The sequence below is a fragment of the Pantoea sp. SGAir0184 genome, assembly GCF_043544755.1.
In genome coordinates this window covers 427374-447862 of record NZ_CP028051.1, presented here as the reverse complement: position 1 = coordinate 447862, position 20489 = coordinate 427374, and the positions used below count along the sequence as shown (strand labels likewise).

Genomic DNA, 20489 nt, shown 5'->3' with positions numbered 1-20489 from the left:
CGGTGCAGATTACGCAAACGTAATGTGTTTTGAAATGGTGAAATAAAGTCACCCGCTTCGCGTTTATTTAGCCGCAACCGGATTCATTTCTGAAAAATAACCGACGGGTAAGTCGGGAAATCCACTCAGCGTTTGTCGCCTGACGGTTTGATATTAAAGCAGTTATCCACAACTGACGTGCAAAGAGGCTGGCTTATCCTGTGGATAAACGCCTGGGCTCCGCCTGTTGCGCCCGCTGAGCAGGATTGGTCAAATTTCGAACGCCAGCCTGCTGCTTTTGTTCGTTTCAAGCCTTCCGGAAACAGCAAAGCCGCCCGAGGGCGGCCTTAACGCAGTGAACCAGTCTGAACTTAGTTATACAGTTCAGCCGTCATGTGCACGCGGTTGTTGGTGTTGGCTTCAGTAATTTTATACTGAGCGCCCTGCTCTTGCGCCTGCGCGGCGATTTTAGCTTCTGCACCGTCCAGTGTAGAGGAAGTCACGGTTACGCTCTGGGCAAAGCTGGCAGCTGACATCAGTGAAAGAGCGGCAACAGCGGCGAGTGACATAGCTTTAATGGTTTTCATGGTCTTATTCCTTAATGGTTGTGGCTGAAGGCTGTGTGCCTTCGATGGAACTAATAATAACTCGGGTTACTATACTGCAATTGATAATTAGTGCGGTTATCGTGATCGTGCTAATTATTTCTGATCGCCCGGTTGCGCCAGCTCAGCGCGCACCGTCGCGATAAATTGCGGCCAGTGGGCAAAACGAATCACCGGAACGTGAGCATGGCGTTGCGTGCGTAATGCATCTGCAAAAGCCAGCGCCTGCCGGTTGATATCCACGTTGTTCAGCATATTGCGTTCTCCTGCCAGACAGTCTGCGCTGCAAATTCAGCAATATCGCCAGAATGATTGATACGCTGCGAGCCTGACTGCACGACAAAAAAGGCCGCCCGTCAGGCGACCCGTTCTGGCACATCCCTGTGCAACCATCCGTTATTTGTAGAGTTAAGCGGTCATGTGCACCAGGTTGTTGGTGCTGGCTTCCAGAATTTTATATTGCGCGCCCTGCTGCTGAGCCTGAGCGGCAATTTTCGCTTCGGCACCATCCAGTGTGGTGGAGGTGGCTGAAACGGTTTGCGCGAAGCTGGCAGCAGACATCAGGGAAAGCGCGGCGGCGGCGGCAATGGTCAGTGTTTTGATAGTTTTCATGGTCATATTCCTTAGCGTTTGATGAGAAGGCGCTGCGCCTTCGATGGAGATAATAATAACCATGATTACTATTACAAAATTGATAATTAGTGCGAATACTATGATCGCACTAATTGTTAACGCGTGATATTTAAATTGTTTATTTATAATCAACAGGTTGAATGTATTTCGATGCCCATAAAGCGGCACAGAGCGTTAAAGCAGCCATCATATTTAAGGCGAATTGCTACTGAAACAGGAGACGAATGGTTGACGGCAGGATGGGTCTGAGTACGGGCGCGAAAACCTCGCGCCGCGATTTTGTTGAGGGAAGTCTGACCTCAGACTTTATTTTTATAATTGAAACTGATCTGCGAATTTTGCTCGCGCGGAAGTCGTCTGGCTTCTAAATATACCGATTTCCAGTACGGATTATTCAGTGACGAGCGCATCACGCCCTGGCTGACTGAGGCATGCAGGAACTGGCGATCGGTATCGTAAAAGCCGACGTGCAGCTCATGCTTAATGCGGAAGAACACTAAGTCGCCAGGCTGTAAATGCGCCTGATCGACCGGCTTACCCATGGCAATCAGTTCACGCGTTGTGACGCGATCCATGGGAATATTGAAACGATCTTTTAAGGTGCGCCAGACAAATCCGGAACAGTCAACACCGGATAATTGCGTCCCGCCCCACTGATATTTGGTGCCTTCCCACGAATGCATTTGATCGTGCAAAGCGGCTATCACCGGAATTAAATCGGGCTGTTTACCACCGTCCTGCGAGGTATCAACACTTTCCTGCTCCGGTGCTGGCGAGGAGTGAGACGAGCAGCCAGCCAGGGTTAATAACATCAGGCAGGCAATCAGGTTGCGGGCCGCAGTAGCAATCATAGGGTGACGTTTCACAGTGGATAACAGGGATAGCAGATTTATACCGTAAAGAAGTTGCAGAAATAAAGCGTCTCCGCCCGAATTCTTGCTGTCTTCACTATTTTTACCTAAGTTTACAGAAAGGTAACGCTATGTATTTAGGATAAAAATCTATATCTTTTGCTGCTTTGCGCCGACAGCGCATATTTATCCGGCAAATTGCGTTTAAATTTTATTCCGCAGCCTGACCGACGGACCTGCTGCGAAATAACCGGAAAGCTTATTTGCGCACGTTATCGCGCAGCGGCGACTCCGGCAGCAGCAGCGACAGTATAAACGCCAGCAGCATAACGCCGGCGGCCATCTGAAATGCGGCATGCACCGCATCACTGAACACCAGCAAATAAGCCTGACGCAGCGCTGCAGGCAAATGGTTCACGGCGACCGGATCCAGCGAGGGCGGCAGCATGTTACCCTGCTCTATCAGTCGGATCGCTCCGGATTTCAGCACGTGACTGAACACAGCGCCAAACAGCGCAACGCCGATCGAACCGCCCACCGAGCGAAACAGCGTAACCGATGAGGTCGCTACGCCGATGCGATCGGCCGTCACCGCATTTTGCACCGCCAGCACCAGCACCTGCATAGTCATGCCCATTCCCATGCCGAGCACGCTGGAGAACAGATAAATGTGCCAGAGCGGCGCATCCAGCGTCAGCGTGGTCATCAGCGCCATCCCGGTTGTGGCCAGTAGCGTCCCGGCGATGGGTAACAAACGGTATTTCCCGCTGCGGCTAATCATGCGACCACTAATGATCGAGGTGACCAGCAGCCCGCCCATCAGCGGTAACAGCTGTAGCCCGGCCTCGGTGGGCGTGGCGTTTTTTACCACCTGCAGATAAAGCGGCAAAAACGTCACGCTGCCAAACAGCGCCATGCCGATAATAAACGCCATCAGACTGGCGAGGGAAAAACTGCGATTGCGGAACAGATCCAGCGGAATGATCGGTTCCCATGCGCGTCGCTCCTCATAGATAAACCCCAACACGCCAACCAGCCCCATGGCCAGAATGCACCATAGCTGGGGATCTGACCATTCGCGCAGCGTGCCGCCTTCACTGGTAAACAGCGTCACGCCCACCAGCGCCAGGCTGAGAAACACCGCACCCGGATAATCGATTTCATGGGGTTTGCGTCGGCTATCCGCTTTAAACACCGCATTAATGATCAGCAGAGCCAGCAGGCCGAGCGGCAGATTAATGTAGAAAATCCAGCGCCAGGACATGTGCTGCACGATAAAACCGCCCAGCAGCGGCCCAATCACCGTCGCCAGACCAAACACGCCGCCAAACAGGCCCTGGTACCGGCCGCGATCGGCGGGCGGAATGACATCCGCGACCGCCGCCATGCTCACCACCATCAATCCGCCGCCGCCCAGTCCCTGCAGCGCGCGAGTAAAAATCAGCTGCGGCATGTTTTGCGCCAGCCCGCACAGCGCCGAGCCCAGCAAAAACAGCACCACCGAGATTTGCAGCACCGTTCGGCGGCCAAACAGATCGCCAAATTTGCCGTACAGCGGCACAACCAGGGTTGAGGCCAGCATGTAAGCTGTGACGATCCACGACAGGCGATCCAGCCCGCCCAGTTCGCCGACGATAGTCGGCAGCGCGGTCGAGACGATAGTCTGATCAAGCGCGGACAGCAGCATCACCAGCATCAGCGCGCCCATCAGCAGGCGAATGGAAGGCGGGCTGGTTGCCCCGCTGTCGCGCTGCGATGTGATAGATTGAGGTTTCATAACGACACCGTTTGAAATTAATTAAATGCACAATTAATATTAACCGAAGTCTGACACGAAACCCGTGAGTACGTAAAGATGACCGCACAAAAAGTGATGGAGAGCGAGACAGCGCCTTCTGATAAACCCCGCCGGCCGGGCCGTCCACGCGGCGGCGCAATCAATGCCCAGCAGCGCGAGCATCTGCTGGACATCACGCTCGCGCTGTATGCGCAAAACGGCATCGCGGAAACCTCGCTCAACGCCATAGCCCGTAAAGCCGGCGTCAGCCCGGCCATGCTGAATTACTATTTTCAGTCGCGCGAGTCACTGCTGGATACCGTGGTCGCGGAACGCTTTGTGCCATTACGGCAACGGCTGGAAGCGCATTTTGTCGAAGAGAGTAGTGAACCTGTCGCTGCGATCAGCGGATTTATTAAAGAGTTCGCGGATATCGTGCTGAGTCATGACTGGTTCGCACCGCTGTGGCTGCAGGAAGTCGCCAGTGGTCAGGGGCTGGGCGGCACGCTGAAACAGCGTCACGGTCATGCCGGACGCGAACGGATTCGCGCGTTGCTGATTCAGTGGCAGCAGCAGGGATTACTGAACAACCAGCTGAATGTCGATGTGCTGATGACCTCAATTCTCAGCATGGTACTGGTGCCCTTTACCCGCTTTGCCCACGAGCCGGGCTTTGATACCGAAATGATTCTGCAGCACACCCTGAGCATGGTGTGCCACGGTATTCAGCCGCACAACTGAGTCAGGCGTCGTCGCCGTGGGTCAGCGTCTCTAACTGCTGCCAGAAATCTTCCGGCACCGGCTGCACCCGGGGAGGCGGCTCGGCAATGTGCTGTTCAAGGGAGGCCAGCAGCTGCTGGGTTTCACTGTTCTGTTTATCGCAAGACGTTGAAGACATATCTAAAACCTAAAAAAACATCAGGCGATTATTGTAAGGATTTCACGCAAAGAATAAATAAACGAGACGGGAAAAAGGGATCTGCCCTGCTTTTTTTTGCCCTCCGCGCAACTTTTTACCGACTGCGGCGAACTGTCTGGCTGAACACCCCTAACCGGACCTCTTTCACCGCAGGAGCAGATCATGACAACTATCAGGCATCTCATCGCTACCCTCACCCTTGGCACCACGCTGAGCCTCGCCGCCTTCGCTGCCAGCGCGGCGCTGCCCGTCGGGGCCAAAGCACCTGACTTTGAACTTCAGGGCGCGCTGGCCGGCAAGCCGCTCACCTTCTCGCTGCAGCAGGCGCTGCAAAAAGGGCCGGTGGTGCTCTACTTCTTCCCGGCGGCCTTCAGCGCGGGTTGTACCATCGAGGCGCACGACTTCGCCGAAGCCACGGATGATTTCAAAAAAATGGGCGCCACGGTGATTGGCGTCACTGCCGGTAACACCGAGCAGATCAGCGATTTTTCTAAGCTGGAGTGTCGTGACAAATTCGCCGTGGCTGCCGATCCGGGTGCCAAAGTGGCCGCCGAATATAAAACGCTGATGCAGATAAAAGGCAAAACGCTGTCTGACCGCACCTCTTATGTGATTGCCCCCAACGGCAATATTCTGCTGAGTTATACCGACAGAAACCCGGATACCCATATCGAAAAAGCGCTGGCGGCGGTGAAAGAGTATGACGCTGCGCATCCGCAAGCGCAGTAAGTGAGAGGCCAGCCATGTTAACCGCGATGCTGGCCGCCTTTTTGGGCGGCATCATCCTCAACCTCATGCCGTGCGTCTTTCCGGTGATTTCGCTGAAAGCGCTTGGCCTGCTGCGCCATCAAAGCCAGGCTGCCAGCGCGCGTCGGGAAGGCCTCGAATTCCTGCTCGGCGTGCTGGTGACCATGATGGCGCTGGCTGGCATTCTGCTGGCCGCACGCGCGGGTGGCGCCGCGGTCGGCTGGGGCTTTCAGCTGCAGTCACCGCTGGTGATCGCCCTGCTGTCGCTGGTGATGCTGGCTGCCGCGCTTAACCTGCTTGGCGTCTTTGAGGTGGGACTAACGGTGCAGCGCGTCGGGGCCATCGACATCCAGCGCGGCGCTTTTTTGCGTTCCGCGCTGACCGGTGCGCTGGCGATCATCGTAGCCACGCCCTGTGCCGCGCCCTTTATGGCCAGTGCCATCGGCTACGCGCTGGTGCAGCCCCCTGCGGTTGCGCTGGTCATTTTCTTTGCGCTGGCGCTCGGCTTCGCCGCGCCCTTTACCCTGCTGTCGCTGTTCCCGCCGCTGGCACGATTTTTACCGCGTCCTGGCGTCTGGATGGATATCCTTAAGCGCGGGCTGGCCTTTCCCATGCTCGGTGCCTGGGCCTGGCTGGTGTGGATTCTGGCCCAGCAGGCGGGCAGCAGCGCGCTGGCTGTTGTGCTGGCCGCCTCGGTGGTACTGGCGTTTGCCGGCTGGCTGTATGGCATGGCGCAGCAGCGCCGCTTTGCCGGAAAAGGGCACAAAGCGCTGTTCAGCGTCACGGCGATATTGCTGATTGCGGTGATCGCGCCGCTGCCGGGGCTGATCAAGCCAGGCGCGGCGCTGCAAGGCGATATACAGGCGCAGGTCAGCAAACAGACGTGGACGCCGCAGGCGGTGGCCGCTCAGCGCGGGCATGGCAAAGCGATTTTTGTCGATTTTACCGCATCATGGTGCATCACCTGTCAGGTGAACGAGAAGACCTCGCTGTCGACCCAGGCGGTGAAAACCGCACTGGCGAAAACCGGTACGCTGTACATGGTGGCAGACTCGACTAAATTTAACCCGGACGTTGATGACGTGATGAGTGAGTTTGGTCAGGGCGGTTTACCAATGTACCTGGTGTATCCGGCTGATGGCGGACCACCGAAAGTACTGCCGCAGGTGCTGACACCCGGCATCGTAGTGGATGCGTTAAACCAGGCGGCAGCGAAGAAGACGTAACGGCAACAAGGCAGCGTATGCACACAGGCGATAGCGCACGTGAAAACTGGCCCGGACTGATGGAACGCGCGCAGGCCGGGGATCAGTGTGCCTATACCCGGCTGCTGCGGGCGCTGGTGCCGGTGATACGCGCGCAGGTGCGGCGCAGGCTGAGCGATGAAGCCTTAACGGAAGATGTGATTCAGGATGTGCTGCTCACGCTGCATCGCGTGCGCCATACCTACGATCCCGCTTACCCTTTTCTGCCCTGGCTGACGGCGATAGTCTCGGCGCGCGCGATTGATGCCCTGCGCCGCCGCGGCCGCCAGCAGCACTGCGCGCTTGACGACGCCCAGGCCGCCGATCCCGCCAGCACGGCAGAACAGCAGCAGCTGGACACCCGGCAGGAGCTGGCGGGCTATCTCAGCCAGCTGCCGCTGCGTCAGCGTGAAATCGTTGAGCATGTTCATTTGCATGAAATGAGCCTGAACGAGGCGGCGGCACACCATAATCTGAGCGTGTCGGCGGTGAAATCGCTGCTGCACCGCGCGCTCATCAATCTGCGCCGCTTTGGAGCAAACCATGACTGACCATCATTTGCTGATTGAAAAACTGGGGCGCGATCTGCGCCCGGTGAAACGCCCGCCTGCGACCGGAAAACGCGTGCTGGGCTGGCTGGCGCTGGCGCTACCGGCCGGCATCGCGGCCAGTTTGCTGGTGCCGCGCACCCTGACTGACTGGTCGCAGGCCGGCGCAATGCAGGCCGCGCTGCAACTGATGCTGGCCTTTATCCTCGGGCTGCTGGCGATGCGCAGCGCCTTTGAACTCAGCATTGCCGGCCGGCGCGGCATCAGCGCAAAGCTGCTGTTGCCGCCGGGCCTGCTGTGGCTGGGATTGAGCGCCAGCAGTCTGCTGCAGACGGCCGCGCCGCTGCAGCAGCACGACACGCTGCCGTGCTTTGTTTTCCTGCTGGTGGTGAGTCTGCCGATGCTGCTGCTGACCATCATCAGTCTGCGCCGGACGCGGACGCTCTATCCGTCCCGCAGTCTGGCCATGGCGGGCCTGGGCGTCGCCTGCATGGCGGTAAGCCTGCTGGCGTTCTGTCATCCGGTGCACCTGCATGCGCTGGATTTGCTGCAGCACCTGGCGGCCATCGTGAGCATCATCGTGCTGACCGTATTGCTTGGCCGGCGCTGGGTGCAGATCGCCTGACGACGCCGGCCAGTGACGCTATCAGGGAATGATGCGCTCCGCCCGCAGCCGGTCGAACAGCTGGGTGAAGGAATCCAGCGTGGCGCGATAGCCGGTAAAGCCGGCTTTACGGCTCTTGCTCATATCGGTAAACGCCTCCATCGGCCGTCCCAAATCCGCATCGGTGTGCCACCACGACGCCAGTTTATCGATGTCCGCTTCACGCAGCTGATAGCGCGCAGCGATCTCACGCCAGGCCGCTGCGGCTTCCTGCATGCGTCCTTCCAGCGGCATCATCTGCGCCGGATAGTCTGCAGCTTCAATACCGAAATAGTCTGCCAGACGCGGCCACAGCCAGTTCCAGCGGAACACATCACCGTTCACCGCGTTGAAATCCTGATTGGCAGCCCCTTCAGCACGGGTCGCCCACAGCAGCTGTTCCGCCAGTAAACCGGCTTCGGTGACATCGGCCAGACCGTTCCACTGCTGCGGCGAGCCGGGAAAGATGAACGGCCAGCCTTTTTCACGGCACAGCGTGGCGTAAACGGCCAGCGTCTGCCCCATGTTCATGGCGTTACCCAATGCATAACCGATGATGGTGTGCGGACGGTGCACGCTCCAGCTGTAGCCATATTGCTCTGCGCCGGCAAACACTTCGTCTTCCTGCGCATAGTAAAAGTTATCGACTGGCTGACGTCCCTGCTCTTCGCGGAACGGCGTCACCGGCACCGCACCTTTGCCATACGCTTCGAATGGACCAAGATAGTGCTTCAGCCCGGTCACCAGTGCCACATGCGCGCCGTTCAGCCGCTCGCCGAGCGCGGCAATGACGTTATGCACCATGCCGCCGTTAACGCGAATGTTCTCTTTTTCATTCGCCTGGCGTGACCAGACGCTAAAGAACAGCGCATCCGGTTTTTCCTGCGCCAGCGCAATGCGCACCGCTTCTGTATCGGTCAGATCGGCCGTCAGACTGCGGCAATCTTCCGGAATGGCACCGCGTCCGCGCGACAAACCGGTTACCTGCCAGCCCTCGCTTTGCAGCCTTTCCGCCAGCGCACGACCAATAACCCCGCTGATCCCCACGATTAACGCCTGTTTTTGCATGTCGAATCTCCTCTGTTGCAGTTATCCTTAGCGTAATAGAGAATTCAATTCTTAGCCGTGGCATTAATTCACATCATTCCTGAACTGGATTCACTAATACATGCACGATCAGCGTCTGAAAGACATCGTTCCTTTTGTCGCCAGTGTTGAAAGTGGCAGTTTTGCCGCTGCCGCTGAGCGCCTGCACCTGACCGGTTCCGCCATCAGCAAAAGCGTGACGCGGCTGGAAGCGCGGCTCGGCTCTCGCCTGCTGGAGCGCACCACCCGCAGCCTGACGCTCACCGACGCCGGCAGCGCCTATTACCAGACCTGCCTGCGCATTATGGAGGAGCTGGCGGAAGCCGAAGCAGTGCTGGCGGCGCAGCGCACCATTCCTTCCGGGCGATTGCGGCTGGCGGTGCCGAATACCTATGGCCGCCTCAGCGTCATGCCGCTGCTGATTCCGTTCTGTCAACAGCACCCGGATGTGGAACTCAGCCTGACCTTTTCCGATCGCTTTATTGATCTGTTTGATGAGGGCATTGATGTCGCAGTGCGCATCGGCGGTTCGCCCGATCTGCCCGCCTCGCTCGGCTACCGGGCGATGGGCCGCGAGCGTATGGTGTTTTGCGCCGCGCCGGACTATCTGGCGCGCGCAGGCAGACCGACCAGCGAGAGTGAGTTGCTGCAGCATCGGGCGATTCTGTACGAGCGCGTTGACGGCAGCACCAAGCCGTGGCTGTTCACCACGGAGGATGGACATCCGCACTGGCGTCAGGTGCCGTCTCGCATGGCGCTGGGCGACGTGGATGCCCAAATGCAGGCGCTGTGCGCTGGCCTTGGGGTGGCGCAGATGCCGTCATGGCTGGTGCGTGACGCGCTGGCGAGCGGCGCGCTGGAAGTGATTGTGCCGCAGCAGCAGCCGGACGGTCTGCCGCTGTCGGTGATTTGGCCGCGCCGCAAACAGCTGCTGCCGAAGGTCGACGCGCTGCTGGCGGCGCTTGACGGCCTGCAGATCAGGTGAAACGCCTTTAGCGATGGTTCAGCCGGCGCGACAGCCGGTCGCCACACAGCTGCAGCAGCGTGACCAGTGCCACCAGCACCACGATCACCGTGAGCATGACCTGCATATCGAAACGCTGGTAGCCGTAACGATAAGCCAGATCGCCCAGCCCGCCGGCGCCAATCGCACCGGCCATCGCCGAGGCATTAATCATCGTCACCAGCGTAATGGTAAAACCGCTGACGATGCCAGGCCGCGCTTCTGGCAGCAGCACGTGCCAGACAATATGCCAGCGCTGAAAGCCCATCGCCTGCGCCGCTTCCGTCAGCCCTTTGTCCACTTCGCGCAGACTCACCTCCGCGATGCGGGCAAAAAACGGCGTCGCCGCCAGCGTCAGCGGCACCACGGCCGCCCAGACGCCGTAGGTGGTGCCGACAATCCAGCGGGTAAACGGGATCAGCGCCACCATCAAAATCAAAAACGGAATCGAGCGGAACAGGTTCACCAGCCAGCCCAGCAGCCGGTTGAGCAGCGGATTGGGGAACAGATCGCCGCGCCCGGTCACCACCAGAATCACCGCCATCGGTAAACCGATCAGCAGTGCCAGCAGCGACGACACGCCGACCATCAGCAGCGTATCCAGCAATCCCTGCCATAAACGATCAATAGCCAGTGACATAACCTGCAACCTCCAGTTGGTCCGCCAGCGGATGAAGCGCGGCAAGGGCTGCCGGCGCGTCGTGCCGGGCATCCAGCAGCAGCAACAGCTGGCCGGTGGGTTTGCGATCGACCCATTCAACCGCGCTATACAGTAGCGTCAGCTCGCCGCTGACCTGTGCGCTGATCGCCGCCAGATCCGGCTGCGCACCCTGCCCGCTGTAGCGCAGCCGGACCAGCAAACGCGAGTCCACGTCCTGACGTTGCGGCGTCAGCAGCGGCTGGATGGCCTCCGGCAGCGCGCCGAATTGCGGATTAAGCAACTGCCGCGTCGTCTCATGCTGCGGATCGCTGTACACCTGCCACACCGGACCGCGCTCAATGATTTCACCCTGATCGATCACCGCCACCTGGTGACACAGGTCGTGCACCACGTCCATCTCATGGGTGATCAGCACAATAGTGATATGACGCTGCTGATTGATTTTTTTCAGCAGCGCGAGGATGGCGCGCGTGGTTTCCGGATCCAGCGCCGAGGTTGCCTCGTCGCACAGCAGCAGTTCCGGATCGTGCACCAGCGCGCGCGCAATGCCGACGCGCTGCTTCTGCCCGCCGGAGAGTTGCGCCGGCCAGGCATGCTGGCGCGCCTCCAGCCCAACCAGCGCCAGCAGCTCATCCACTTTTTGTCGCCGTTGCGCCGCCGGTATGCCGGCCACCTTCATCGGCAGCTCAATGTTTTGCCGCACCGTTTTAGCGGACAATAAATTGAAGTGCTGAAAAATCATGCCGGTGCGGCGCCGCCACTGCACCAGCTGGCTGGCGCTCAGTGAACTGAGATCGATACCATCAATCACCACCGCACCCTGCGTCGGATTTTCCAGCCGGTTCAGACAGCGGATCAGCGTCGATTTGCCCGCGCCGCTGCGGCCAATGATGCCAAAAATCTCGCCGCGTTTAACCTGCAGGTCGATGTGCTTCAGCGCATCCTGCGACTGGCCGTCATAGCGTTTGCTCAGCCCGCGGATCTGCACATGCGCACGGCCCGCGACCGGCGGCGTGGTGTGCAGCGCCGCCTGCTCGCCAGGAAGAGTCAGGCTGACCATGATTACTGGCTCCAGCCCGGCTGATACAGCTTGCCGTAGAACTCATCCAGCTTCGCGCGCACCACCGGCGAGTGCTGATAGATATCTACAAACTTTTTGAGACGCGGATCGTCCTGATGTCCGTCACGAATCACGAACTGAATCACATATTCCGGATGCTCAAGGCCATCAAATAACAGGGCCTTGTTGGGGTCGATGGTCTTCGACAAACGCAGATAGTGCGGATATCCCTGCGCCAGGTCGACCTCATCCAGCGAGCGCGACAGCTGCACCGCCTCCACTTCGATGATTTTCAGGTGTTTTGGATTGCTGGCGATATCATCCACGGTGGATTTCAGCCCGCTGCCCGGTTTTAACGTAATCAGCTGCGCTTTTTGCAACAGCAGCAATCCGCGCGCACCGTTAATCGGGTCATTGGCAATCGCCACCGTGCCGCCGTCCGGAATCTGATCGATTGCCGTGTGCTTCTTCGAATAGAGCCCGATGTTATTGATGATGGCGGGCGCATACGGCACCAGATGGAAACCGCCCTCGCGGTTGGCATTGTCAAGAAACGGCTTGTGCTGGAACAGGTTGACGTCAATGTCGCCATTTTCCACGCTCACGTTCGGCGCAGTCCAGTCGGTGAACTCCACCAGCTCGACCTGCAGTCCCTGCTTTTTCGCTTCAGCCACGGCGGTTTCCAGCGGCGGCGCGAAAGCCGCCGTGGTACCGACTTTGAGGGCGCCGCTGTAGTCACCGGCGGCAAACGCGCTGGCGGTAAATATTGCGGCGCTCAGCGCCACTAATGAGGCAAATTTCATCCTGATTTCCTGAGGTTAAATTAACGAACGTCAGCCACAGGCCGCCAGCGCGCGGCCGGGTGGCGCGCGGGCAGACGATCCTGCTGCTGAAAAATTTTTTGCCGGAGCGATCCCGGCTGATAGGCGGTTTTGAAGCGGCCGCGCTGCTGAAGTTCCGGCACCACCAGTTCGATAAAATCGCGGTAGCTTTGCGGATTCAGGATGCGCGTCAGATTGAAGCCGTCGATGTCACCTTCATCAATCCAGCGGATCAACTGGTCGGCGACCTGAGACGGGTTGCCGACAATCACCGGGTAGCGGCTGCCAAGCGCGTGCTGCTCCAGCAGCTGGCGGCGCGTCCAGCCGTTATAGGCTTTGCTCACTGATTCAATGGCGCGCGTGTCGCCGCTGTGAATCGGTTCATCGAGGCCAAACGCGGCGAGATCGACGCCAATTGAGCTGGAGAAGTGCGCAATGCCCGCTTCAGCACTGGCGTATTCCAGATAACTGCGGTGCTTCTCCTGCGCTTCGCGTTCGCTGGCGGCGACGATCACGCTGACACCCATAAAGATGCGTAAGTCGTCCGCCTGGCGACCCGCCGCCACCGCCGCGTGGCGCAGACGCTGCGCCTGCTCGCGCAGCGCCGCCGGCGAGCTGGCATTCACGAAACTGCACTCGGCGTGCCGCGCAGCAAACGCCACGCCGCGCACGGATGAACCTGCCTGGAACAGCAGCGGCGTGCGCTGCGGCGAAGGGCTGCTCAGGTGATAGCCCTGCACCTGATAAAATTCACCCTGATGATTAATCGCGTGAATCTTCTGCGCGTCGGCATACAGCCGGCGCTGTTTGTCGGCCAGCAACGCATCGTCCTGCCAGCTGCCTTCCCACAGCTGATAAGTGACATCGAGAAATTCATCGGCCTGGTCGTAGCGCCGATCGTGCGCCAGCAGTTGCTGCTGCCCCATGGCGCGCGCCGCGCTGTCGAGATAGCCGGTTACGATGTTCCAGCCGATGCGGCCGTTGGTCAGATGGTCGAGCGTCGACAGGCGGCGGGCAAAAGGATAAGGGGCTTCGTAGCTGAGATTGGCGGTCACGCCAAAGCCCAGATGCTGCGTCACGCTGGCCATGCCGGAAATCAGCATCAGCGGATCGTTCACCGGCAGCTGAATGGATTCGCGCGCCGTCAGGCCGATACCCTGCTGATACACATCGTAAACGCCGAGAATATCGGCAATGAACAGTCCGTCGAACAGGCCGCGCTCCAGCAGACGCGCTAAATCCAGCCAGTACGCCAGCGAATTGAACTCCACCGAGCGGTCCTGCGGATGGGTCCACATGCCATGGTGAATATGCCCCACGCAGTTCATGTTAAAAGCATTGAGCAGAATCTGTTTGCGGCTCATAGCGTTCCCCGTCGCGGCGGCAGCACGCCGTTAAGCAGATAGTTGCCGATGACCGGATATTTCCAGCGTACCGGGTCATGCAGCGTGTGGGTGCGCGCGTTGCGCCAGTGGCGATCGAGACTGTGCTCGCGCAGGCTGGCGCGCGATCCGCCCAGCTCAAACAGCAGGTTGCCGGCTTCCAGCGCCACCTCAGTGGTCCAGGCACGCGCTTTCGCCACTTCAACCGATGCCAGCGCGACGTGTTCAGCGCTCGGGTTGCGTTGGGCGACATCGACCGCCTCCCCGGCGACATCCAGCAACGCATCACCGGCGCTGAGCCGTGCGGCAAGCCGCCCGGTGCGATCCAGCGTCAGCGGATCGTCACAGGCTCGCTCAACACCGCTGTCCGGCCACGGCCGGGCGCGCTGCTGCACAAAGGCCAGCATGTCGTTGAAGGCCGCGCGGGCAATGCCCTGGTCGATGGCCGCATGCATAATCTGGGCAAACGGTCCGACGGTGGTCGGCCGCTCAAACGCGCTATGAAACGGCACCACATCGTCCGGCGCGATCGCCACATCACGAAACTGCACGCTACCGCTGCCGGTGGTGCGCTGGCCGAAACCGCTCCAGTCATCAATCACCGTCACGCCCGGCTGATGGCGCGGCACAAACACCAGCTGTTCTTTGCCGTCATCGGCGATGGCCAGCGTCGGGATGCGGTCGGCAAACAGCGCCCCGGTGCAGTAAAATTTGTCGCCGTTGAGGCGCAGCCCGCTGGCGGTCTGGCTGAAGGCGGTGGTGCGCTGATGCGCCGCCGCAGAGGCGAACTCCGCCAGCGCGTTACCATAGTGAACGCCCGCCAGCACTTCGTTGTACAGCCGCTGCTGCTGGGCATCGCTGCCGTTAACGCGCAGCACTTCCAGCGCATAGAAGTGGTTTTGTGGCACCTGACCGATCGAGGCATCGGCAGCGCTGAAAATGACAAAAATCTGCGCCAGTTCTGCGCTGGAAATCTCAATACCGCCCCACGCACGCGGCACGGTAATGGCGCCCAGGCCGGACTGGAAATAGTGCTGAAGTTCAGCATGTGGCAGCTCACGCTGCCGATCGCGCTGCGCTGCGCCGCTGCGAAAGCGTTCAGCCAGCTCTTCTGCCACCTGCAGGGCCTGCTGCGCGCTGCGGATGCGTGCTGCCGGCTGTTTAGCGAAAACCTGCGTCATCATCGCTCCTTAAATCCACGCATGACGCGCGGGCAGAACATCATTGAGGTAATAGTTGCCGATAGCGTGCGTTTTCCAGCGCACCGGATCGTGCAGCGTATGGGTGCGCGCGTTGCGCCAGTGGCGATCCAGCCCATGCTTCAGCAATGTGCCGCGGCTGCCGCTCCACTCCAGCAGCTTTTCGCTGGCTTTCAGCGCAATTTCGGTGGTCAGCACTTTGGCTTCTGCAACCGCAATGGAGGCGCGCGCGCAGTGCGCAGCGGTAAGCGCGTGCGGGTCAATGCTGTCCAGTACGCGCGCCGCTCGCACCAGCAGCGCATTGGCGGCGCTCAGTTCGGTGCTGATACGCCCGACATCGGCGAGAATGTAAGGATCGTCTGCGTTGCGGCTCACGCCCGCGTCCACCCACGGACGCGAGCTGCTGTGAATAAACGCCAGTGCCTCGTCCAGCGCGCCCTGGGCGATCCCGGCGTCAATCGCGGCCTGGATCAGCTGCGATACGGCACCGCGCAGCGTTGGCTTATCTGGCGACGGTAGCGCGATGGTTAAACCGGCATCGACCGCCACCTGCTGGAGCTTCACCGTGCCGCTGGCGGTGGTGCGCTGACCGATACCCGACCAGTCATCGATAATCTCCACCCCTGCCGCCGGCAGCGGAATGAACGCCATCACCGGCTGGCCCTCCTGCTGCGCGGTGGTCACCAGAATGTCGGCAAACAGTGCACCGGTTGAATAGAACTTTTCACCGCTGAGCCGTAAACCCTCCGGACCTGACACCAGCTGCGCCTGCACATCACGCGTGTGCTTGCTGTTCTTTTCCGGACCGCCGTTGCCAAGCCGCTGGCCCTGTACCACCGCGCTGAGCAGGCGCTGCTGCTGTTGCGCGCTGCCTTCCCCCAGGATGAACTGAATCAGCCCGAAGTGGTTTTGCGGAATCTGGCCAAGCGACGGATCGCTGGCGGAGATCAGGCGGAACACCTCCGCCACGGTAGCAAAAGACAAACCGCCGCCGCCAAACTGGCGCGGCACGCTGATACTGCCCAGCCCCAGCTGGGTGAACTGATCGAGCAGTTCACGCGGATAGATACGCTGTTGGTCGCGTTCGGCTGCCCCGGCTTTCGCCTGTTCCGCCAGGTGGCGGGCAGCGTCGATTGCCGCCGCGTCAGACGTGATCACCGCCGCGCGCTGAAGTTGTTGAGCCCTGATTTGCGTCATCGCTGGATTCACTTTTTATTTTGCTGTGATTCACAGGCTCATTCTGCCAGGGCAGAGAGCCGTAATTTAATAACAGATTGAGCGCGATGATAATCAGCGGGAATAACAGCGGTAAAGAGCGCGGTTATGCTATATCCGGCAAACGGCATGCAGAAAGAGAATAAAGAATTTATCAGGGATAAGAAGGCGTTAGCGGGCGCGGAGATGCAGGGTTATGACGCTGAGTGACACGGGTGAATTATCTTAAGTATTAATTCCGCTATCGATAGTGATAAATGACATTATTGTTTTATTGCGCCATCGGCTGGCGCAATAAAGTGGGCATTACGTCATCCTGGTATTACGCCTGCGCCAGATACATCGCCGGTGAATAGTGGCGCGTCGATTCACTCTTCTCACTGTGCGGTGTGCTGGTACTGTCGATCAGCTTCGCCAGCTGATAAGTCTTCACCGTTTCCTGCTGCGTCAGCTGCCGGGCGAAACGGGCGGTGAGGTTACCCTGCGCATCCTGCGTCACCTCAGTGGTGCTGCGCGTTTCATCGTGAATCTGGTGGTAGTGATAGTTTTGTGATTCTTTGGTTTCATTGAGCGCCAGCGGCGAACTGGCGCTCAGCGCGGTATGAAAACTGGCGTTCAGCTTAAACAGGGTTTCCTGCGTCATGTGCTGCGTATCGCCGTTCTTCTGCTGGCTGCTGCGCTGCGCCACATCCAGAGCGAAAGTATCTTCTTCTTCCGGCTTCAGCGGATTACTGGAGCGCGCCGTCTGGTGATAGCTGGCCGAGAAATCCGCCAGGCCGCTGATGGCACCGGCCTGCGCCGCATGCGCGCCTACGGTGATCGCCTGCGGGGTGCGCATCGCCACGCCGGCCGCCGCGCTGGTGCTGTTTAAGCTCTCGAAACCCTGCTTAAACAGTGCCAGCGCCGCACGATCGCCATGACCGCGCGAAGCGGCCTGATCAAATTTCGCGCTCCACTGCGCCAGGGCGCTCTGCTGCTGACCGGCGTTGCTGGCCTGCGCCAGGCTGCGCATGTCCGTCGTCAGTTTGAAACTGGCGTCGGCATTATGGAAACCCAGCCAGCGTGAACCCGGGTCGGCATGCAGATTCAGCGACTGCATTACTTCGCCGCTGCGACGCAGGTCGGTTTTCAGATCAACGCTGGCCAGCTGGTTACTGTCAAAACTGAGCAGGTCACCGACATCCAGTTTACCGTTGCCGTTATCCAACCCGCTCAGGGTTTTCTCCAGCGCGCCGGAAAGTTTGGCAATTGCCGCAGCTTCGTCATCGCTCAGCTTACCGTGAGTGGTTTTCAGCGCCACCGCTACGCCATCCTGCTGCCGCGTCATCTGCAGAGTCAGGCTCACGCCGGACTGAGTGGTAATCTCCAGTGCCACCGCGCTCTGCGTGTCAGTTTGCGCGCCGCCGCTGGCCGGTACGCTGATGGTGACATCGTCACGCTGCTGCGTCAGTGCGCTCAGCAGCGCGCTGCCAATGCCGTTCATGCTGACGCCCGAGCTGCGCAGCGCCCCCATCGCCTGCGTCTGCACATCAGGCGAAAGAGGCGTGCTGGCGGTGACGCGCGCCGGCGTCATCTGGTACACCGCAGAGATGGCGTCGGTGGCTTCGCTAAAGGTGACTTTCGCCGAGGCGTCTGCCGTCAGACTATTTTGCCGGGTCGCATTGCTTGCCGTGCTGCTGGTCACGCGTGCGCTGGCGCTGCTGAGATGGAGCGGTGAGAAACTACCCGGTCCGATACCGTTAATCATCCTGACTATCCTCGCTGGTATTATACCGCTACGTTATCGGCGATCCTGACGAAATCTTTACACTTCCGCACGGCGCATGACGGTGCAAAATGGTTGTTGAAATTAATAATCATTATCACTAATCTGTCTGGCGCTTTCGCTGTGACACGGAAGTAATTGACTCGCCAGCTAGTAAGGAAGCGCCATGATTTATCGCTTTATCATTCCGCTGTTCACCCTGCTGAACCTGCTGCTCAGCCCCGCTGTCGGTTTCGCCCGGCCTGATATGACGCCGCTCGGACCCAATATTGCCGACAAAGGCTCTGCCTGGTATCGCTTCACTGTTAACACGTTTGATTCCGCTGACGGCCAGCGCCACTACAAGGTGTGGACGGCGGTGCCACGTAAACCGGCACCGGCCACAGGTTACGCGGCGCTGTATATGCTGGATGGCAACGCGGTGATGAACCATCTCAGCGAAGCACTGTTGCAGAAGCTGGCAGCAGGCAACCCGCCGGTGCTGGTGGCGGTAGGCTATCAGACCCCGCTGCCGTTCGATCTCGCTGCGCGCACGCTGGATTACACCCCGCCGCAGCAGGTGCAGGATCGTCGCGGCCGGCCAGCCGGCGGCAGTGCCGCATTCCGCCAGCTGCTGGAACAGACTATCGCGCCGCGTGCCGAACAGCATCTGCCGATCAATGCGCAGCAGCGTGCGCTGTGGGGCCACTCTTACGGCGGGCTGTTTGTGCTGGACAGCTACTTGACCTCCGGATTTTTCCAGCGCTATTTTGCCGCCAGTCCTTCCCTGCGCGGCGACACAACGCTGTTGCAGCAGATGGCGGCGGTGACGCCCGCATCGTTCAAGCAGAAGCAGCTGGTGCTGATGGAAGGCAACGGCGAATTCCGTTCTGGCGTCAGCGATGTGCTGAGCCGGATTCGCACCACCCTCGACGGCATGCAGGAGAACGGCCTGGCGGCTCGCTTCCAGCTGTTTCCCGGGCTCAGTCACGGCCAGATGTTTCCGGCTTCGCTGGAAAGCGCGCTGTCGGCCATGGCGGAAGACGGTGCGCCGTCACGCGCACCGGATGAGTGAAAGGGCAGTTAGTTGAAGAATTTGATGTCGGTTGGCGTTGCCAGCTTCGCCGCCACACCGCGCGCGCTCAGCTTGCCGCTGTGCGCATCAAAATCAAACAGCGTAATGGTATTGGTAAACACGTTGGTGACATAGAGGTGTTTACCGCTGTTATCAAACGCCAGCGCGCGCGGCTCAATACCATCGGCGGCATAGCGCTGTGGATCTGTCAGGCTGCCATCGGCGGCAATCTTAAACACCAGCAGATGATTGTCAGATCCGCGGTTAGCGGCAATCAGGAATTTACCCTGCGGGCTGAGAATGATGCCGCCGCCGCTTTTGTAGGCGGCGCTGCTGTTTTGCGTATTCAGCGCCACCTGTGCCTGCCGTTCCAGCCGGTCATCAGTGACGCGGAACACCACGATTTCGCCCGCCATTTCAGTAATCACATAAGCGTGTTTACCGTCGGCGGAGAACACCATGTGGCGCGGACCCGCACCTGGCGCAAAGCTCACATCACGGCTGGTATCCGCCTGCAGCGGCTCTCGCCGATCCGCGTGGTAGCGATAGGCGTGCAGTTTATCGTCACCGAGATCGGCCGCATACAGATAGCGGCCATCATGGGTAAAGGTGGTGGAGTGCGCATGGCCGCCATCCTGCCGATCTTTTACCACGCCGCTGCCTTCGCTGAACGCAAAATGCTGGACCTGTTCGCCCAGCTTGCCGTCCGACGCAATCGGGAACACCGTTACCCCTGCTCCGCCTTTCGCCACCGAATAGTTGGCGACAAACAGGAATTTGCCGTCCGGGCTGAGAGTGGCGTGCGTCGGCTGCTCGCCGTGGCTGTCGACCTGATTCAGCACCTGCACTGCGCCTTGTTTATCGATCGCCAGCGCGGTAACGGCACCGGCATTCTCTTCATTGGTGGTATAAGCAAACCGCCCGTCGCGTGATTTAACGATCCACGACGGGCTTTTCATCCTGATCACCTCCAGCGGCTTGAGCGTCCCGTCGCTGTTGACCTGCATGCGATACAAACCTTCACTGGGTCGATCCGGCTTTTGTACCGCAGGGGCATCCGGAATACTGGTCCAGGTGCCGACTAATGCTGTTTGATGATGTTCCGTGTTCTGCGCCATAGCACTCCCCGCCAGCGTCAATAGAGCCAGTGATATTGCCACGGTTAAGTTTGTTGCTAAACCGCCAGTTGCCGGTTTTGGGTATCCACTCATTGTCTTTCCACCATAATCGGAATTTTCACGGGCCTGCGCCCAAACCAGGTTGATTTTTTTGTATTGAAACGGACGTTGTTAACGTC

22 protein-coding genes are annotated in these 20489 nt (G+C 59.3%); 7 read left to right on the top strand and 15 right to left on the bottom strand.

The window, feature by feature from the left end; translation table 11 throughout:
• Positions 1-350 precede the first annotated feature (350 nt).
• The 5 genes from C1N60_RS22210 to C1N60_RS22190 all read right to left on the bottom strand — a co-directional run bounded on the left by C1N60_RS22210 (position 351) and on the right by C1N60_RS22190 (position 3845).
• Complete coding sequence (locus C1N60_RS22210; protein ID WP_058759053.1) at positions 351-566, bottom strand: YdgH/BhsA/McbA-like domain containing protein; 216 nt, start codon at positions 564-566, stop codon at positions 351-353.
• A 114-nt stretch (positions 567-680) separates the two neighbouring features.
• A complete protein-coding gene (locus tag C1N60_RS22205) occupies positions 681-839 on the bottom strand; it encodes a hypothetical protein (protein ID WP_165899342.1) in 159 nt (52 codons plus the stop codon).
• 153 nt (positions 840-992) lie between these two features.
• Complete coding sequence (locus tag C1N60_RS22200; RefSeq protein WP_394521808.1) at positions 993-1196, bottom strand: DUF1471 domain-containing protein; 204 nt, start codon at positions 1194-1196, stop codon at positions 993-995.
• A 320-nt stretch (positions 1197-1516) separates the two neighbouring features.
• Positions 1517-2068, bottom strand: coding sequence for a C40 family peptidase (locus tag C1N60_RS22195; protein WP_021508972.1), 552 nt, complete (start codon positions 2066-2068; stop codon positions 1517-1519).
• A gap of 259 nt (positions 2069-2327) precedes the next feature.
• The gene (locus C1N60_RS22190; protein WP_394521807.1) at positions 2328-3845 is read right to left on the bottom strand and encodes an MDR family MFS transporter; all 1518 of its coding nucleotides are present in this window, start codon (positions 3843-3845) and stop codon (positions 2328-2330) included.
• Between the two features lie 78 nt (positions 3846-3923).
• Here C1N60_RS22190 and C1N60_RS22185 point away from each other — a divergent pair, with 78 nt between their 5' ends.
• Positions 3924-4586 (top strand): TetR/AcrR family transcriptional regulator, encoded by a 663-nt coding sequence (locus C1N60_RS22185; RefSeq protein WP_394521806.1) that lies wholly within the window; start codon positions 3924-3926, stop codon positions 4584-4586.
• 1 nt (position 4587) lies between these two features.
• Here the strand turns inward: C1N60_RS22185 and C1N60_RS22180 are convergent, their stop codons facing one another.
• The gene (locus tag C1N60_RS22180) at positions 4588-4743 is read right to left on the bottom strand and encodes a hypothetical protein (protein ID WP_021508969.1); all 156 of its coding nucleotides are present in this window, start codon (positions 4741-4743) and stop codon (positions 4588-4590) included.
• A gap of 183 nt (positions 4744-4926) precedes the next feature.
• On the opposite strand from C1N60_RS22180, the gene C1N60_RS22175 reads away from it, so the two are divergent.
• From C1N60_RS22175 to C1N60_RS22160, 4 genes are read left to right on the top strand one after another with little or no spacing between them, the layout of a single operon-like run.
• Complete coding sequence (locus tag C1N60_RS22175; protein WP_021508968.1) at positions 4927-5493, top strand: peroxiredoxin; 567 nt, start codon at positions 4927-4929, stop codon at positions 5491-5493.
• A 14-nt stretch (positions 5494-5507) separates the two neighbouring features.
• The gene (locus C1N60_RS22170) at positions 5508-6737 is read left to right on the top strand and encodes a protein-disulfide reductase DsbD family protein (RefSeq protein WP_394521805.1); all 1230 of its coding nucleotides are present in this window, start codon (positions 5508-5510) and stop codon (positions 6735-6737) included.
• A 17-nt stretch (positions 6738-6754) separates the two neighbouring features.
• Positions 6755-7306: a sigma-70 family RNA polymerase sigma factor gene (locus C1N60_RS22165; RefSeq protein WP_058759048.1), complete on the top strand. Its 552-nt coding sequence runs from the start codon at positions 6755-6757 to the stop codon at positions 7304-7306.
• Positions 7299-7928: an NrsF family protein gene (locus tag C1N60_RS22160; protein ID WP_104187505.1), complete on the top strand. Its 630-nt coding sequence runs from the start codon at positions 7299-7301 to the stop codon at positions 7926-7928. Before C1N60_RS22165 ends, C1N60_RS22160 begins: the two co-directional genes overlap by 8 nt.
• A 21-nt stretch (positions 7929-7949) precedes the next feature.
• Here C1N60_RS22160 and C1N60_RS22155 read toward each other — a convergent pair whose 3' ends face one another.
• The gene (locus tag C1N60_RS22155) at positions 7950-9014 is read right to left on the bottom strand and encodes an SDR family oxidoreductase (RefSeq protein WP_394521804.1); all 1065 of its coding nucleotides are present in this window, start codon (positions 9012-9014) and stop codon (positions 7950-7952) included.
• Between the two features lie 100 nt (positions 9015-9114).
• Between C1N60_RS22155 and C1N60_RS22150 the strand changes: the two genes are divergently transcribed.
• Positions 9115-10017: a LysR family transcriptional regulator gene (locus C1N60_RS22150; RefSeq protein WP_058781093.1), complete on the top strand. Its 903-nt coding sequence runs from the start codon at positions 9115-9117 to the stop codon at positions 10015-10017.
• A 7-nt stretch (positions 10018-10024) separates the two neighbouring features.
• On the opposite strand, the gene C1N60_RS22145 is transcribed toward C1N60_RS22150, so the two are convergent.
• The 7 genes from C1N60_RS22145 to C1N60_RS22115 form a co-directional block, all read right to left on the bottom strand.
• Positions 10025-10675, bottom strand: coding sequence for a methionine ABC transporter permease (locus C1N60_RS22145; protein ID WP_021508962.1), 651 nt, complete (start codon positions 10673-10675; stop codon positions 10025-10027).
• Positions 10659-11756, bottom strand: coding sequence for a methionine ABC transporter ATP-binding protein (locus C1N60_RS22140; protein ID WP_262258282.1), 1098 nt, complete (start codon positions 11754-11756; stop codon positions 10659-10661). Before C1N60_RS22140 ends, C1N60_RS22145 begins: the two co-directional genes overlap by 17 nt.
• A 2-nt stretch (positions 11757-11758) precedes the next feature.
• Complete coding sequence (locus tag C1N60_RS22135) at positions 11759-12559, bottom strand: MetQ/NlpA family ABC transporter substrate-binding protein (RefSeq protein WP_168714982.1); 801 nt, start codon at positions 12557-12559, stop codon at positions 11759-11761.
• A 20-nt stretch (positions 12560-12579) separates the two neighbouring features.
• A complete protein-coding gene (locus C1N60_RS22130) occupies positions 12580-13941 on the bottom strand; it encodes an LLM class flavin-dependent oxidoreductase (protein WP_394521803.1) in 1362 nt (453 codons plus the stop codon).
• Complete coding sequence (locus C1N60_RS22125) at positions 13938-15143, bottom strand: SfnB family sulfur acquisition oxidoreductase (protein WP_394521802.1); 1206 nt, start codon at positions 15141-15143, stop codon at positions 13938-13940. Before C1N60_RS22125 ends, C1N60_RS22130 begins: the two co-directional genes overlap by 4 nt.
• Positions 15144-15149: 6 nt before the next feature.
• On the bottom strand, positions 15150-16355 hold the full coding sequence (locus C1N60_RS22120) for an SfnB family sulfur acquisition oxidoreductase (protein WP_394521801.1): 1206 nt from the start codon (positions 16353-16355) through the stop codon (positions 15150-15152).
• Positions 16356-16695: 340 nt separating this feature from the next.
• The gene (locus C1N60_RS22115; RefSeq protein WP_394521800.1) at positions 16696-18120 is read right to left on the bottom strand and encodes a hypothetical protein; all 1425 of its coding nucleotides are present in this window, start codon (positions 18118-18120) and stop codon (positions 16696-16698) included.
• Positions 18121-18304: 184 nt separating this feature from the next.
• Between C1N60_RS22115 and C1N60_RS22110 the strand changes: the two genes are divergently transcribed.
• Positions 18305-19192 carry an alpha/beta hydrolase gene (locus tag C1N60_RS22110; protein WP_394521799.1) on the top strand — a complete coding sequence of 296 codons (888 nt, stop codon included), beginning with the start codon at positions 18305-18307 and terminating at the stop codon, positions 19190-19192.
• 8 nt (positions 19193-19200) lie between these two features.
• On the opposite strand, the gene C1N60_RS22105 is transcribed toward C1N60_RS22110, so the two are convergent.
• Positions 19201-20403 carry a lactonase family protein gene (locus C1N60_RS22105; protein WP_394521798.1) on the bottom strand — a complete coding sequence of 401 codons (1203 nt, stop codon included), beginning with the start codon at positions 20401-20403 and terminating at the stop codon, positions 19201-19203.
• Positions 20404-20489 lie beyond the last annotated feature (86 nt).

Excerpts from the sequence above, each read along its gene's own strand:
- C1N60_RS22210 (WP_058759053.1), bottom strand. The coding sequence starts at position 566 with ATGAAAACCATTAAAGCTATGTCACTCGCCGCTGTTGCCGCTCTTTCA.
- C1N60_RS22205 (WP_165899342.1), bottom strand. The coding sequence starts at position 839 with ATGCTGAACAACGTGGATATCAACCGGCAGGCGCTGGCTTTTGCAGAT.
- C1N60_RS22200 (WP_394521808.1), bottom strand. The coding sequence starts at position 1,196 with ATGAAAACTATCAAAACACTGACCATTGCCGCCGCCGCCGCGCTTTCC.
- C1N60_RS22195 (WP_021508972.1), bottom strand. The coding sequence starts at position 2,068 with ATGATTGCTACTGCGGCCCGCAACCTGATTGCCTGCCTGATGTTATTA.
- C1N60_RS22190 (WP_394521807.1), bottom strand. The coding sequence starts at position 3,845 with ATGAAACCTCAATCTATCACATCGCAGCGCGACAGCGGGGCAACCAGC.
- C1N60_RS22185 (WP_394521806.1), top strand. The coding sequence starts at position 3,924 with ATGACCGCACAAAAAGTGATGGAGAGCGAGACAGCGCCTTCTGATAAA.
- C1N60_RS22180 (WP_021508969.1), bottom strand. The coding sequence starts at position 4,743 with ATGTCTTCAACGTCTTGCGATAAACAGAACAGTGAAACCCAGCAGCTG.
- C1N60_RS22175 (WP_021508968.1), top strand. The coding sequence starts at position 4,927 with ATGACAACTATCAGGCATCTCATCGCTACCCTCACCCTTGGCACCACG.
- C1N60_RS22170 (WP_394521805.1), top strand. The coding sequence starts at position 5,508 with ATGTTAACCGCGATGCTGGCCGCCTTTTTGGGCGGCATCATCCTCAAC.
- C1N60_RS22165 (WP_058759048.1), top strand. The coding sequence starts at position 6,755 with ATGCACACAGGCGATAGCGCACGTGAAAACTGGCCCGGACTGATGGAA.
- C1N60_RS22160 (WP_104187505.1), top strand. The coding sequence starts at position 7,299 with ATGACTGACCATCATTTGCTGATTGAAAAACTGGGGCGCGATCTGCGC.
- C1N60_RS22155 (WP_394521804.1), bottom strand. The coding sequence starts at position 9,014 with ATGCAAAAACAGGCGTTAATCGTGGGGATCAGCGGGGTTATTGGTCGT.
- C1N60_RS22150 (WP_058781093.1), top strand. The coding sequence starts at position 9,115 with ATGCACGATCAGCGTCTGAAAGACATCGTTCCTTTTGTCGCCAGTGTT.
- C1N60_RS22145 (WP_021508962.1), bottom strand. The coding sequence starts at position 10,675 with ATGTCACTGGCTATTGATCGTTTATGGCAGGGATTGCTGGATACGCTG.
- C1N60_RS22140 (WP_262258282.1), bottom strand. The coding sequence starts at position 11,756 with ATGGTCAGCCTGACTCTTCCTGGCGAGCAGGCGGCGCTGCACACCACG.
- C1N60_RS22135 (WP_168714982.1), bottom strand. The coding sequence starts at position 12,559 with ATGAAATTTGCCTCATTAGTGGCGCTGAGCGCCGCAATATTTACCGCC.
- C1N60_RS22130 (WP_394521803.1), bottom strand. The coding sequence starts at position 13,941 with ATGAGCCGCAAACAGATTCTGCTCAATGCTTTTAACATGAACTGCGTG.
- C1N60_RS22125 (WP_394521802.1), bottom strand. The coding sequence starts at position 15,143 with ATGATGACGCAGGTTTTCGCTAAACAGCCGGCAGCACGCATCCGCAGC.
- C1N60_RS22120 (WP_394521801.1), bottom strand. The coding sequence starts at position 16,355 with ATGACGCAAATCAGGGCTCAACAACTTCAGCGCGCGGCGGTGATCACG.
- C1N60_RS22115 (WP_394521800.1), bottom strand. The coding sequence starts at position 18,120 with ATGATTAACGGTATCGGACCGGGTAGTTTCTCACCGCTCCATCTCAGC.
- C1N60_RS22110 (WP_394521799.1), top strand. The coding sequence starts at position 18,305 with ATGATTTATCGCTTTATCATTCCGCTGTTCACCCTGCTGAACCTGCTG.
- C1N60_RS22105 (WP_394521798.1), bottom strand. The coding sequence starts at position 20,403 with ATGAGTGGATACCCAAAACCGGCAACTGGCGGTTTAGCAACAAACTTA.